We start from the raw sequence: 13,517 nt of genomic DNA, 5'->3' as shown, positions 1-13,517 counted from the left end.
AAAAGGGCCGAAAGGCCCTTTTGTTTTTATATCAAGGTTCAACCTCGTTGGGTTTTTTTTAAGGCTTGCCTGCTTAATGTTTACTCAAAATGAATATCGTGTTTTTTATTGTTCATTCGCTCTTTGATGGCGGGGAATTTTAAAAATTCTGGGTCACTGGATAAGATTGTTTGTGCCTCTCCGCGCGCCGCTTCTACCATTTTTAAATTCTTGATTGCTTCCATGCCGACATCGGTAATTCCCCACTGTTTTCCTCCGGCGAGACTTCCCATCCCACGGAGTGCAAGATCAATCTCGGCAAGTTCAAATCCGTTTTTTGCCGCTACGAGCGCCGAAAGTCGCGGGAGCATTACTTTTGGTTCAGTGCTACTAAAGAGAAAGCAATATGCCTGATGTGTGCTTCGGAGTACGCGTCCGCGTAGTTGGTGAAGTTGGGCAAGGCCAAATCGCTCTGCCCCCTCGATCACGATAATAGTTGCGTTTGGAACATTTACGCCGACCTCGATTACCGATGTCGCAACAAGAATTTGTATCTCGCCTTTTTCAAATTGTTTCATAATGTCCTCGCGCTCGGCGGGCTTCATCTTGCCGTGGAGTACCGCGATGGTGAAATCGGGGAACACATCTCGATCAAGACGCATCGCCTCTTCTTTCACCGATTTGGTGTTGAGCGCGAGCTCCTTTTCTGGGTCAGGTTCATCAATGCGTGGGCAAATAATATATGCCTGTCTTCCAGCGCTGATCTCCTCGCGCATTTTTTTATATACACGATTTTCTTCTCCGCGTGTGACCACTTCTGTAAGGATTGTTTTTCTCCCCGGTGGCATCTCATCAATAAGGGTAAGGTCAAGATCGCCATAGACAGTGAGCGCGAGGGTCCTGGGGATCGGAGTTGCAGTCATGGATAAAAAGTGCGGTACACGCACTTTCGCAGATGTACGCAGATTGAGCGCGGATGTCGCTGATGTAAGGCGTGCGGTATCGTGAACAACACGCTCTATTTGTACTCGTTCTGTTCCAAGATTTGCAAGCAGGGCAACCCTGTAGTCGCTTCCCTTGATGTAACTCCATAATTGTTTCTTTTCTTTCGGTCCAATATATGCAAGCGCTTTTATCTCCAAAATCACCTTTCCGTCTATAACAAAATCCGGCTGGTATATACCAATTTTTTTCTTGTTATATAAAACATCTATCTTTTTTTCTCGCTCAAATAATAGCCTCCTCTTCTTTAGTTCTTCCTCAATCGCTCTTTGGTACACGTATTCTTTATGACCAGGTCCCAGTTCGTTGTGCACAGTAAAAATCACATTTCGTATTGTATACGTCAGGTCTTTATAAAGAAAATCTGATTTTGGTGCGCTGTTATCTGCGTCTATCTGCACTTTCTCCATCTGCGCATATCCGCGAGCAACGAGTTTTGATCGTTGCTGTACTCCGAAGCGGTGCTGTTCATCGATGATCACATAGGCAAGGTTTTGAAATTTTACCGCCTTTTGAATCAGGGCATGGGTGCCGACCAAGATTGGAATTTCGCCATTGGCGACCCACTTCAAAAGTTGTGCGCGTGAAATAGGTGTATGTGAAAGTGGATTTATTTTTGAGGGGAATTTCTTGCAGCCGCTTCCGGTGATGAGCGCCACGGGGATGTTGGCGTACGAAAAATATTTTATGAAGTTCTCAAAATGCTGCTGCGCGAGAATTTCCGTTGGTGCCATAATGGCAACCTGAAGTCGATTAACACTTGTGCTATTTGCTCCTCCTGTTATTACCGCATAAGCCGTTGCCGCCGCGACAGCGGTTTTTCCTGACCCGACATCGCCCTCAAGGAGGCGTGACATTGGATGTTCTTTTTTAAAATCAAGAAGAATCTGTTTAATCGCCCTACTTTGCGCATCGGTCATCTTAAAGGGGAAGCGTTCTAGAAACTCATGTACAAGTTCTTGGTTGACAGTAATGTCAAACGAGGGATTTTTTGCGTACTCGCTTCTTTCTTTTAGGCGTGCAAGTTGGATGAAAAAAACTTCTTCAAACGCAAAACGTTTTCGTGCTCCATCTGCATGGCTTTGTTTTTGTGGCGAATGGATCCAAATAAGCGCTGTTTTGAGCGTTGGCAGATTGTATCTTTTGAGCATTTCGTCCGGGATAGGATCTTCAACGGCATCAAGTACCCCCGACCGTTCCATTTTCATGATCGCGTGGTAGAGCCAATTTGAAGTGATTCCGCGACTTTCCGGATATACAGGATAGAGCGTCTCGCTTGTTCCATCGCCGAAAAGTGGGCCGGTGTTTTGTGGAACTTCCATGATACGTTCAATGCGTGGGTTACTCAAAAAAAGTTCCCCCTTACCTACCTGTCGCACCTTACTTGGCACAGGTAGGCGTTCGGAAACTTTTCCCTCAACACGGACAAGCTCCCCTTCGCTTGTCATTTTTGCGATGTAGGGCTGATGAAACCATATCGCTTTTATACTTCCTGTTTCATCGGCAACCGTTCCTTCCGCCATGGGAATTTTTTTCTTCCACGCCTTTTTTGTTTTGAGGTTGTGAATTTTCCCATAGATTACTGCTTGGTCTCCTTTTTTCAAACTACCTATCGCAGCAACTCGTGCAGTGTCAGTATAACGAGCGGGGAAGTGGTGCAAAAGGTCGTTGACAATATGGAGGCGAAGTTTACCAAGCGCCCGCTTCTGCCCCGGTGTTAACCTGAATATATGCTCGAGGGAAGTTTTTAGGGTTATATTTTTTTCCATCCCGTACGAAATAGACCGCAGACACAAAAAAGTATGCCGCGCACCATGATTTATTTATAAACGATTATATTTAACCCTTGATCATTGTAGGTATCCTCTATGCGCCTGCCCGCACTTATTTAGCAGGCAGGCGGCAAGAGATTTTGTACGAAATCCATACAACAATAATTCAATGTTAACATATAGCACAAAATATAGGTTTTGTGCTAGGATTCAAAAGGATACCTATTTCTGGCCTGGAGATGGAGGTACATATGAATATTCAAGGTAATAATGGGGTATGTAAGCCCATCAAGAAAGGAGATATCGTGTTTCTATCTGTTGTGGAGGATTTGAAAGGGAAACTTTGTTTTCAACACGTGATGTGCGGCGACGACCCCACGTTACCGGGGGAAATGGGCGAAAGAGAGAGTGTCCGCATTTTTTCACCTCACAGAAATGGGATGTATGATTTCTCATTTGGGGATGTGTGGAAAGCAAAGATTTTGAAAGTTCACCGAACGGATATTTTTACACGTGCTGATTATAGGGCTATCTATATTCGCGTTGAGCCACTGGAAAAAATATCTCTTCTCACTAAAACGCTAAACCAAATCGATGAATATTTCAATAAGTAGTTACAGCGAGACAAGGATGTCTCGCTTTTTCATACCTGGTATTCTCGTCGGAGATAGCGCAGAGCCAACTTTCCCGCATCCTGTGATAGCCTCTATGTCTTCGGGCCTTCTTTTTTTGCGAGATGATATTTCATTTTTTCTACGATCTCATTTAGATTCAAAGATGCTTTAACAAGATAGTCAACAGCACCAAGGGCGTATCCTTTTTTTACATCGTCTTCTTGTGATAAATTTGAAAGAACAATTACCGGTATTCCTGCTAGTGCGGGTTCATTCTTAAGCATTTCCAAAACCTGAAACCCGTCTATTCCCGGCATAAGAATATCAAGTACGATCAAGTCCGGGGATACTTCTCTTGCGCGAGAAACACCTTCTTCCCCTCCGATTGCGATTTCAAACTCCAAATTCTCATTTCTACAACCCCTTGCTATAAGATTAGCAAAAAACGTATCATCCTCGATGATAAGAACTTTCTTTTTTTGGTGAGTAGTTTCGGTCATAGAGTTTTGGGTATTTTTTGAGCCAAGCCATTTTATACTTTCACAGTATATCTTATTCTCAAGAAAAACAATATGGAAGTCCTAAGGTACTCTATTTGTTGTATACTTAATTTCAGACAATATAGACATTGAGGAGTCATTATGAACATTTTTGATTTTCTTAACGGCGGTTTACTGGCATTACCATGGTGGGGGATTGTGATTGCGATGTTTATGCTCACTCACATCACCATTGTGGCTGTTACGATATATCTTCACCGACACCAAACACATCGAGCAGTTGAACTTCACCCTTGGGTAAGCCACTTTTTTAGATGCTGGTTATGGCTGACAACGGGGATGATTACTAAAGAGTGGGTTGCGATTCACAGGAAGCATCATGCAAGCGTAGAAACACCCGATGACCCGCACAGTCCAAATCAAAAAGGGATTCGGAAAGTACTTTTTGAGGGAACGGAATTGTATCGAATAGAAGCAAGAAATAAAGGTACACCTCTTAACTATGGTCATGGAACGCCGGATGATTGGCTTGAGCATAATGTGTATATACGGCATTGCAAAAAAGGCATTCTCGCCATGTTTGTGATTGATTTCGTTCTTTTCGGCGTTATCGGGGTTACTGTTTGGGCGGTGCAGATGATATGGATTCCGCTTTTTGCCGCGGGGGTAATAAACGGGTTGGGGCACTGGAAGTGGAAGTTTGGATATCGTAATTTTGATACTCCGGATAATTCACACAATATTATTCCATGGGGAATTTTGATTGGTGGGGAGGAGCTCCACAATAATCATCACGAGAATGGCTCATCGGCAAAATTTTCCAACAAAAAATGGGAATTCGATATCGGGTGGCTCTACATCAAACTCCTTACGTGGATGGGTCTTGCCACAGTAAAAAGAGTGCACACATAAAACCTTATAGTCGCCGCGATATAGTATATATCGCGGTTTCTTTTTGTAGATATTCAAAGTGATAGAAAAAAGTTTCCAAATATGGTAGGTTGTTGGTTACAGGTCGTTTTGTTGTTAGTTTTTATGGAGATGTGGCTCTGTGGGAGAAATACAAACTGCTTTGTATTTCTCGCCTTGTTCCGATTGTTCGGAACAAGGCCGGCAAACACGAAGCCACATGCTATCCTACAATACGAAGTATATTCAAGCGAGTGAGCGAAATGAGAGCAGCAGCTTTCACTTCCGAGCGAGCGCAGAATATATTGTACCCGTTATATATTGGAGATGTGGCTGAGTGGTTGAAAGCGGCACCGTGCTAAGGTGTTAGGGGGGCAACTCCCTCGGAGGTTCGAATCCTCCCATCTCCGTTTTTGCGGAGCCTGCCTGCCGGCAGGCTAAAACGGAGATGGAGCAGGCAAACTGCTTTGCCTGCGTGAGGATTCGAACGGCGGAGCATGTCGCAAGGCGACAGCGAGCCGCGTCCAACAGTACTTAGTGAATGACGAGCTTTGCTCGGAATGAGCTTAGTAACTGTGGGACAATCCGACCACAATTTTTTTGAGATGGGAGGATTCGAAAGACGGAGCCAGAGAAATGCGTAAGCATTTCAGACTGACGAGTCGGGGTCGAGAAATTTTGCGAAGCAAAATATTCGTGACCGAATTCTCAATATTTCGCATCCAGCAGATTGTTAAACTGGAATTTATGAAAAAAGAATTTGGATTGTGGTTTTGGGTACATATACTGTTATTGATACCAGCATATCTTTCACCCCTGCTTATTAATTGGAAGCTAATTATAGTAGGAGCTACCATTTTACAAATTCAATATTGGGTTATTGATGGATGTATCTTAACTCACATGGAGATGGGTAAAGATAAAAACAAGGTTTTTATCTGGTACTATTTACGAAAAATATATCCCAATCTTAACCCCCAAAAAACAAAACTTATCGTCCGAGTCATAGTGCCAATCCTGCTTGTAATAATCGGCTTCATACTACAGGTTAAATTAGGATTTAAACCGCCGACACATTTTTAGAAATTTCAAACTTAAAACCACTTCTAGTATTTTTTTCATACCGCCTATTTTCTGAGCCCCCAGACTTCAATGCCCCACCGTAAACGCAATCACGCGTCTTGCTCCGTTATCCACAAGTACTTTTTTCGCCTCTTCAAGGGTTGCTCCCGTCGTTGTGATGTCATCAATCAAGATAATGTTTTTCCCAAGAATTTTATTTTTATTGTTTATTGAAAAACAGCCCTTAATATTATTCATCCTTGTTTCCCTGTCTTTTATGAGAGCCTGACTCCCTGTGTCTCTTATTCGGTAAAGGACAGATGTTTCTACGGTAAATTTTTTTCCTTGATCTCTAAAAGACAATTCTTCTGCGAGAATTTCGGATTGATTAAATCCCCGCTCTTTCAGTCGTTTTCTTGAAAGGGGGATTGGAATAAGAACTGCTTGCTTAAAATCGTTCATACCCTGTTCATCCTGGATTGTTTTTAGAATTCTCTCATACATAAGCGTGCCGAGTATTTTCCCAATTCGTTTACCTCCTTTGTATTTAAGTGCCCACAATGCCTTTCGTATGATTTTATTTTGATAATCAAACAATGAAATAATATCTCTAAATGCGCCATATGTAGGCGGGGGAATGCTTTGCACACAGATATCGCAGAGTGCGATTCCAGTTGTTTTACATCCCACACATGTTTCTGGGACAAGAAAGTCAAGCACTCGAATGGCGACCGTTTTAAATACCGATTGATTTTCAAATATTTTCATAACATAGATTCACTACGCAATAATTTTTTGTCATTGCAGTAGAAGAGGTTATTGCGCGTGGGGGGTCTGATATAAAAATAGTAAACTTTGTGTATGCTCGGGTATACCAATTTATCCCCCTTCAAGTAATAGGGCTTTTACTTGTCTCTCGTTGCCTGATATAATATCATTAATTCTAATTACGTGTTGCATGTCAAATATCTTCGATAAAATACTAAGTTTTAATGTCGGCGGGCAAGGTAAAAGTGTTGCTGGTATCGACATAGGATCGTCAGCGATAAAGATCGTCCAAATAAAAAAAGACAAAGGGAAAGCCGTACTTGAAAATTATGGGGAGCTTTCTCTGGGTCCCTCTGCGGGACTTGAAGTAGGGCGTGCGACCAATCTACCCCAAGAAAAGATTCTCGGAGCGATTAAAGACCTCCTGCAAGAAACAAAGATTAACGCTACATACGGAGCAATTTCGATTCCCTTGAGTGCTAGCCTTCTTTCTATTATTGAAATGCCTCGTTTGGATAAAAAGAAACTCGAAGCGATGATTCCTCTTGAGGCGAGAAAATACATCCCCGTGCCTATTTCGGAAGTTTTACTTGATTGGTGGGTAATGCCGGAGAGAAATAGCGACCTTGAAGAAACGAATGAGAAATCAGACCAAGGGAACGCGACGGAGGGCAAGAAAACCCTTGAGGTTCTTATTGCTGCGATTCACAACGAGGCAATCAATAAATACCAAGCTCTTAAAACAGGCGCGGGAATTTCGAATGCCCTGTTTGAAGTCGAAATATTCAGTACCATTAGAGCAGTTATAGGACACGACCTTGCTCCCATTATGATTCTCGATATGGGTGCGGGGTCAACCAAGCTTGCAATGATTGAATATGGGGTCATTCGAAATTCTCCCCATATTATCAATATGGGATCGCAGGACATAACGCTGGCTCTTTCAAAGTCACTTGGTATTCCTGTTACTGAAGCGGAGCAACTCAAACGTGAGGTAGGGCTATCCACAAAAATGGTGAATGGAAAAAATGTAAATGATATAATATCACTAGTCCTCGACAATATCTTTGGAGAAGCAAAGCGAGTGTTAATTAATTATCAAAAAAGGTATAATAAAACGGTAAGCAAGATTGTAATGACAGGGGGAGGGGTTCTTCTCAAGGGGTTACCAGCGATTGCGACAAAAAATTTTGAATCAGAAGTTATGTTGGGGGATCCATTTGCAAAAGTTGAAGCCCCTGCATTTCTAGGGAGCACGCTCCGGGAAAATGGTCCAGAATTTGCAGTTGCAATCGGGTTAGCATTGAAAGCAATGAGAGAGGACGAATAAAAAAAGTAATTATGAGCAACGACAATAAAATATCGTTCATTCCCAAAAAATCACTCGCAAAAAGTGACTATACAGGAAAAGCACCCGTGAGTCTTTTTCTCACGTTATCTTTCTCAATTTTTTTAATAGCCTGTGTGACATATGGAGGAGCTTATATGTATGCCCAATCATTGCAGAAAGGGATTGATGTAAAGAAAAAAGAGCTCCAGAACTTGAGAAATGATTTTGACTTGAGTATTGTTGACAAAGCAAAAGATTTGAAAGCACGAATGAAATTTGCGCAAGAACTTGTGCATGGGCACATAGTGCTCTCTTCGTTTTTTGATTTTCTTGAGCAAGCGACACTAAAAAGTGTTGGTTATGCGTCGTTTCAATATTTAAACAAGGATGGGAAACTCGACGCGTCATTATCTGGAATAGCGCCTAATTACGCTTCGCTAGCACTCCAGAGAGATGGTCTTATTCTTGAAACAGGAAATAAAGAACATTTAGCAAATTTTTCGATTGGGGACTATAAGCTGGATGAAAGTGGAAACGTACTTTTTTCCCTCAAAGCATCACTTAATCCTTCTTTATTTTTATACAAGAACGGGTTTAACATAACATCCACAGCGCCTGTTGTAACGCCCGATAACAGCCCGAAAGATTTTTCGGGAAATGCAGGCTTAAAACAAACTCAATAACACACAGATATGTTTAACACAATCTCATCAATTGCACTGCTACTTATTTCGGGAGGAATTGCTTTTATGTTCATAACTCCGAAGTACGATGATATTATAACCTTGCGGAGTAACAGTGCCGAATTGAGTTCTGCGCTTGCGAAAGCAGAAGACATCGGCAATATTTCCAAAGATCTTTCTGACGCAATGAGATCGCTTCCGCGCGAGGGTCTTGAGAAGCTAGAACGCATATTGCCATTGCAATTTGACGATCTTCGTTTCATTAATGATTTGCAAGGAGTGGGGGAACGGAGCGGGCTTAAAATTCAAGGAATAACGACCACGGGGATACCAATAAATGTTTCTGCAGACAATGCAGGGGCTCAGCAACTTACGCCAGGGAGGGTTGCACCAACTGTCGGTGCAACTGCAGAAAGCACAAAATATGTTGCCCACAAGTTTTCTTTTACCGTTGTAGCAAATTACGATCAATTTATAGTATTTCTTAAAGACCTTGAACGAAGTCTTGAATTCATAGATATCGATTCTATATCCCTAACAACTTCAAGCGCTCCAAAAGGAACGAGTGAGGGGTATAATTACCAAGTAGAGCTAACGACATACTCGCTCAAATAATTTTTTATGTAATTTTATGGGGTCTTCAAATACTATTAAAAACGCAGGAATCGGGGTGATTGTGCTCGTTATTATTGTTGGAGCATATGTTTTTTTGGTAGGTGACAAGAAAGAAGAAACATCACTTCTTGTAAAAAATTCTGCCGCATCAGATGTCCAGTCGTCAGTTGAGACGACGTCTCAACTGGCAGAAGTGAGAGAGATTGTTTCGATACTCAATCAGCTTAAAACAATAACGATTGACGACGCAATATTTAAAGACCCTGCCTTTATTTCCCTCACTGATTTTCATCGTGAGATTTCCCCCCAACCAAAAGGACGACCCAATCCTTTTCTTCCCGGGGAGGGAGTACGCGTCATATCGAGTGGTCAATCAGGAAGATAGGAATCACACAGGGGGGAATTATAATTGACAGCGAGGGAAAAATGGAAATTTATTTTAATTTTAACCGAGCGAACCAATTATATGGAAATATAATAAAAGCCTCAGCAGCTTCCGAAGTTTCAAAAGCTTTCGAAGCTTAAACGCTCATGAAACTTTACCAATGACTTTTCTTGAACATTTAGCAGAAGCGGGAGTTATCAAGAAGGAAGATATACTTTCGATTAATAAAGAATCTCACACTACCGGGGAAAGCCTCGACAGTGTTTTGGTCCGTAGCGGGGTAGATCCGAAAGATATTCTTAAGATAAAAGGGGACTATTTTAAACTTCCGACACGTCGTCTCAGTAATGATGGACCCGCATTCGAGATTCTTAAATATATACCGGAAGAATCTGCAACATATTACAAATTTGTACCCCTAGGGATTACCGATGGTGTGCTTGAAGTTGGTGTTGTCGATCCCGACAATATTGCCGCAAAAGACGCTTTGCAATTCATTTCTGCACGCGTGAATAAGCCCTTCAAGATATTCCTCATTCTTGGTGATGATTTTGATAAAGTTATTAAAAACTATCGTGGATTAACAGGAGAAGTGACTCGAGCACTTTCTGAACTCGAAACCGAAATCAAGGATGTTGGCAATAAAGATGTCATCAAGCAAGCGCAAGAAGAAAAAAAAGAGGCGGAACATGTAAAAGAAAGCGCGAAAATTGTAGAAGATGCTCCTGTTACAAAAATCGTGGCGGTTATTTTGAGGCATGCAACCGAAGGAAACGCTTCTGATGTCCACATCGAACACATGGGGGATCGCGTCCGAGCGCGATTTCGTGTTGACGGCGTTCTCTACACAAGTCTACTCCTTCCTGTTGGCGTTCACAGCGCGGTGGTCGCGCGCATCAAGATTCTTGCGAACTTGAAGCTCGATGAAAAACGAAAACCCCAAGACGGACGATTTTCGGCTCGCATTGAAGGCAGACAGATTGATTTTCGTGTTTCAACATTCCCCGCATTTTATGGAGAGAAAGTGGTGATGCGTATCCTTGATACAGAGCGAGGGGTAAAGCCCTTGGATCAAATTGGGATGCGTGCCGACCATCTCGCACTCATTCGAGAGGCAATTGATAAACCACACGGGATCATTCTCATTACCGGCCCAACAGGGTCAGGAAAAAGCACCACACTGTATTCCATGGTAAACGAACTTGATCGCGAAGAAAATAACGTGGTAAGCCTCGAAGATCCCGTTGAGTATAATATTGGTGGAATGAGTCAATCTCAAGTTAGACCAGAGATTGATTACACATTTGCCAATGGACTTCGCTCGATACTTCGTCAGGATCCTGACATCATCATGGTCGGAGAAATTAGAGACAAAGAAACGGCGCAGCTTGCAATCCAAGCCGCTCTTACTGGTCACTTGGTACTTTCAACGCTTCACACTAATAGCGCTATTGGAGCGATACCACGTCTTGTTGATATGGGGGTAGATCCTTATCTAATCGCTCCTACGGTAATTTTATCAATGGCACAGCGTTTGGTGAGAATGCTCTGTCCAGATTCGAAAAAGCCGCTTCCCATGGAAGGAGGGCTTAAAATGATAGTTGAAAAACAGTTCGCAGATCTTCCGGACTCATTCAAAAAAAACATAGTCGGGAAAACATTTTACGAAGCTATTCCATCGCCGACCTGCCCTGGTGGAACGCGTGGCAGAATCGCAGTGTTTGAGGTGCTTAAGGTAGATCGGGAAATAGAAAATGTAATATTAAAAAATCCCGTAGAACCGGATATTTGGAAAGTTGCAAGAAGAAATGGTATGACCACTATGCGTGAAGATGCTACACTCAAAGCGCTTGACGGCATTATTCCGTTTGAGGAAGTAAATAAAGTATAGTATTATTAGAGGTAGTATACATAAAAAATTAATACACCATGACCGACAACCTTAGAAAAAGAGTACTCATCGTTGATGATGATAAATTTCTTCTTGATATGTACACCACAAAATTTAATGAGAATAATTTCGACGTCGTTGCGGCGCTCGGAAGCCTTGAAGCTCTTGTTAAAATTAGAGAAGGGATAAATCCAGACATTGCTCTTCTTGATGTAGTTATGCCAGCAATGGACGGTTTCGAGCTTCTTGAAACAATTAAGCGAGAAAAGCTTGCACCGAACGCAAAAGTTATTATTTTATCAAACTTAGGTCAGCAGTCGGATATTGACAAAGGAAATGCGCTCGGAGCCGATGGATATATCGTAAAAGCAAACGCGACTCCATCGGAAGTTGTGGAAAAGGTCAAGGAAATCATTGCCCGCTGATTTTTTAATAGTCTTCATTTGTTATGCAAAATTATAAAAAAGAACTTGATAATCTCATATCCATTGTAGTTAAGGAGGGCGCATCAGACCTCCATCTTTCTGCAAATCACTATCCCGCTGTTCGTGTAATGGGGAATTTAATACCACTCGTCAACACCGTAATCCTTTCCGCTGAAGATACGCTCAATCTCGCGCACGAGCTCATGGGTGACAATAATTTTAAAAAATTTATTGAAACAAAAGAATCAGATTTTTCATACGAAGTTGAAAAAATTGTTCGATTCAGAGGAAACGCCTTCTTCCAAAAAGGAGCGGCAGGGGTAGCATTGCGTGTCATTCCAAGTAATATCAAAACAATTAATGAATTAAGCCTTCCTCCGATTCTCGAATCATTCACACGGAAAAAACAGGGATTTTTCTTGGTAGTTGGTCCTGTTGGACAAGGCAAATCAACGACACTCGCATCCATGATTAACCTTATCAATAGCGAACGGGCAGAGCACATTGTCACCATCGAAGATCCAATCGAGTACATTTACAAGGAAGATCGTTCCATTATCGACCAGCGAGAAGTTCGTCTTGATACGAGCGATTTTCATACTGCTCTCACGTCAGCGTTTCGTCAGGATGTAGATGTTATCATGATCGGAGAAATGCGTGACCCCAAAACGATTTCTACTGCGGTTACCGCTGCTGAAACGGGACATTTGGTACTTTCAACGCTCCACACCAATAATGCCGCACAAACCATTGACCGCATCATTGACTCGTTCCCCGCTGAACAGCAAGGACAAATCAGAATCCAACTTGCAGGAAGTCTCATTGCAATTTTCTCTCAACGACTAGTCCCGAGAATTTCCGGAGGACAAGTTCCTGCGTATGAGCTTCTTATCAACAACAATGCCGTTTCAAGTCTTGTTCGAGAGGGGAGAACTCACGAGATTAATGTTATTATTGAAACGGGGTTACGCGAGGGAATGATTGACATGAACCGTTCGCTTTCCGACTTGGTGAGAAGGGGCGAGATTACACCCGATAATGCGTATCTGCATTCGTTTAATCCGAAAGGACTGGAGAAACTATTGTAAAAATCAAAGTTTAAAATGACAGATAAAAATGTAAAAATGTCGAGGAATATTGAATTAGATTTCTATAAATTTTTTAATTTACCATTGTAATTTTGCATTTTGATATTTACATTTTAATTTTAGCGAAGCGCCATGCTATTTTCATATAAAGCAATAACAAAAAGCGGGGAAGAGAGAACTGGCAACATTGATGCGGTCAATGAAGATGTCGCCATTAGTTCGCTCCAGCGTCGCGACTTAGTGATTGTCTCCATACATTCAGCGGACAAGATACCTATTTTTGAACGCGACATTTCTTTTTTGAATCGTATTTCGAACAAAGACGTCGTTATTCTCTCGCGTCAGATTGCGACACTTTTTGAATCTCAAGTGTCCGCCTTGCGGTCGTTCAAGCTTCTCTCTGTCGAATTGGAGAATCCCCTGATGAGGAAAAAACTTTCTGAAATTGGAGATGACCTCCAGAGCGGAATGTCGATATCACAGGCGCTCAATAA

General features: G+C 42.1%; 13 protein-coding genes, 1 tRNA gene and 1 pseudogene. 12 read left to right on the top strand and 3 right to left on the bottom strand.

The window, feature by feature from the left end; translation table 11 throughout:
* Positions 1–80: 80 nt before the first annotated feature.
* The gene (locus Q7S11_04775; protein ID MDO8573039.1) at positions 81–2,750 is read right to left on the bottom strand and encodes a GxxExxY protein; all 2,670 of its coding nucleotides are present in this window, start codon (positions 2,748–2,750) and stop codon (positions 81–83) included.
* Between the two features lie 254 nt (positions 2,751–3,004).
* Here Q7S11_04775 and Q7S11_04770 point away from each other — a divergent pair, with 254 nt between their 5' ends.
* On the top strand, positions 3,005–3,367 hold the full coding sequence (locus Q7S11_04770; protein MDO8573038.1) for a hypothetical protein: 363 nt from the start codon (positions 3,005–3,007) through the stop codon (positions 3,365–3,367).
* A 92-nt stretch (positions 3,368–3,459) separates the two neighbouring features.
* Here Q7S11_04770 and Q7S11_04765 read toward each other — a convergent pair whose 3' ends face one another.
* Positions 3,460–3,867, bottom strand: coding sequence for a response regulator (locus Q7S11_04765; protein MDO8573037.1), 408 nt, complete (start codon positions 3,865–3,867; stop codon positions 3,460–3,462).
* A 141-nt stretch (positions 3,868–4,008) separates the two neighbouring features.
* Here Q7S11_04765 and Q7S11_04760 point away from each other — a divergent pair.
* The 3 genes and pseudogenes from Q7S11_04760 to Q7S11_04750 all read left to right on the top strand — a co-directional run bounded on the left by Q7S11_04760 (position 4,009) and on the right by Q7S11_04750 (position 5,859).
* Positions 4,009–4,770 (top strand): annotated as a pseudogene (locus Q7S11_04760) (fatty acid desaturase).
* 329 nt (positions 4,771–5,099) lie between these two features.
* A tRNA-Ser gene (locus Q7S11_04755) sits at positions 5,100–5,186 on the top strand.
* 337 nt (positions 5,187–5,523) lie between these two features.
* A complete protein-coding gene (locus tag Q7S11_04750) occupies positions 5,524–5,859 on the top strand; it encodes a hypothetical protein (GenBank protein ID MDO8573036.1) in 336 nt (111 codons plus the stop codon).
* A 66-nt stretch (positions 5,860–5,925) separates the two neighbouring features.
* On the opposite strand, the gene Q7S11_04745 is transcribed toward Q7S11_04750, so the two are convergent.
* Positions 5,926–6,606, bottom strand: coding sequence for a phosphoribosyltransferase family protein (locus Q7S11_04745; protein ID MDO8573035.1), 681 nt, complete (start codon positions 6,604–6,606; stop codon positions 5,926–5,928).
* Positions 6,607–6,796: 190 nt separating this feature from the next.
* Between Q7S11_04745 and pilM the strand changes: the two genes are divergently transcribed.
* The 8 genes from pilM to Q7S11_04705 all read left to right on the top strand — a co-directional run.
* Entirely contained in the window at positions 6,797–7,936 is a 1,140-nt protein-coding gene (gene pilM / locus Q7S11_04740; protein ID MDO8573034.1) for a type IV pilus assembly protein PilM, read from the top strand.
* 11 nt (positions 7,937–7,947) lie between these two features.
* On the top strand, positions 7,948–8,619 hold the full coding sequence (locus Q7S11_04735; GenBank protein ID MDO8573033.1) for a hypothetical protein: 672 nt from the start codon (positions 7,948–7,950) through the stop codon (positions 8,617–8,619).
* A 9-nt stretch (positions 8,620–8,628) separates the two neighbouring features.
* On the top strand, positions 8,629–9,234 hold the full coding sequence (locus Q7S11_04730; GenBank protein ID MDO8573032.1) for a hypothetical protein: 606 nt from the start codon (positions 8,629–8,631) through the stop codon (positions 9,232–9,234).
* A 16-nt stretch (positions 9,235–9,250) separates the two neighbouring features.
* A complete protein-coding gene (locus tag Q7S11_04725) occupies positions 9,251–9,619 on the top strand; it encodes a hypothetical protein (protein ID MDO8573031.1) in 369 nt (122 codons plus the stop codon).
* Positions 9,620–9,779: 160 nt separating this feature from the next.
* Positions 9,780–11,510, top strand: a complete 1,731-nt coding sequence (locus tag Q7S11_04720) for a GspE/PulE family protein (GenBank protein ID MDO8573030.1) — start codon at positions 9,780–9,782, stop codon at positions 11,508–11,510.
* Positions 11,511–11,548: 38 nt separating this feature from the next.
* Positions 11,549–11,935 carry a response regulator gene (locus Q7S11_04715; GenBank protein ID MDO8573029.1) on the top strand — a complete coding sequence of 129 codons (387 nt, stop codon included), beginning with the start codon at positions 11,549–11,551 and terminating at the stop codon, positions 11,933–11,935.
* 23 nt (positions 11,936–11,958) lie between these two features.
* Positions 11,959–13,023: a PilT/PilU family type 4a pilus ATPase gene (locus Q7S11_04710; GenBank protein MDO8573028.1), complete on the top strand. Its 1,065-nt coding sequence runs from the start codon at positions 11,959–11,961 to the stop codon at positions 13,021–13,023.
* 132 nt (positions 13,024–13,155) lie between these two features.
* Positions 13,156–13,517 (top strand): hypothetical protein (locus Q7S11_04705; protein MDO8573027.1); only part of this gene is annotated, 362 nt, incomplete at its 3' end.

The organism is bacterium (genome assembly GCA_030648955.1).
In the GTDB taxonomy this organism is placed as follows: Bacteria; Patescibacteriota; Minisyncoccia; order Phycocordibacterales; family JAUSHB01; genus JAUSHB01.
Note: the sequence above shows the minus strand (reverse complement) of the source record. Positions and strands in the feature narration are given on the sequence as shown.

Coding starts and splice junctions, on each gene's coding strand:
- Q7S11_04775 (MDO8573039.1), bottom strand. CDS start 2,750: ATGGAAAAAAATATAACCCTAAAAACTTCCCTCGAGCATATATTCAGG.
- Q7S11_04770 (MDO8573038.1), top strand. CDS start 3,005: ATGAATATTCAAGGTAATAATGGGGTATGTAAGCCCATCAAGAAAGGA.
- Q7S11_04765 (MDO8573037.1), bottom strand. CDS start 3,867: ATGACCGAAACTACTCACCAAAAAAAGAAAGTTCTTATCATCGAGGAT.
- Q7S11_04750 (MDO8573036.1), top strand. CDS start 5,524: ATGAAAAAAGAATTTGGATTGTGGTTTTGGGTACATATACTGTTATTG.
- Q7S11_04745 (MDO8573035.1), bottom strand. CDS start 6,606: ATGAAAATATTTGAAAATCAATCGGTATTTAAAACGGTCGCCATTCGA.
- pilM (MDO8573034.1), top strand. CDS start 6,797: ATGTCAAATATCTTCGATAAAATACTAAGTTTTAATGTCGGCGGGCAA.
- Q7S11_04735 (MDO8573033.1), top strand. CDS start 7,948: ATGAGCAACGACAATAAAATATCGTTCATTCCCAAAAAATCACTCGCA.
- Q7S11_04730 (MDO8573032.1), top strand. CDS start 8,629: ATGTTTAACACAATCTCATCAATTGCACTGCTACTTATTTCGGGAGGA.
- Q7S11_04725 (MDO8573031.1), top strand. CDS start 9,251: ATGGGGTCTTCAAATACTATTAAAAACGCAGGAATCGGGGTGATTGTG.
- Q7S11_04720 (MDO8573030.1), top strand. CDS start 9,780: ATGACTTTTCTTGAACATTTAGCAGAAGCGGGAGTTATCAAGAAGGAA.
- Q7S11_04715 (MDO8573029.1), top strand. CDS start 11,549: ATGACCGACAACCTTAGAAAAAGAGTACTCATCGTTGATGATGATAAA.
- Q7S11_04710 (MDO8573028.1), top strand. CDS start 11,959: ATGCAAAATTATAAAAAAGAACTTGATAATCTCATATCCATTGTAGTT.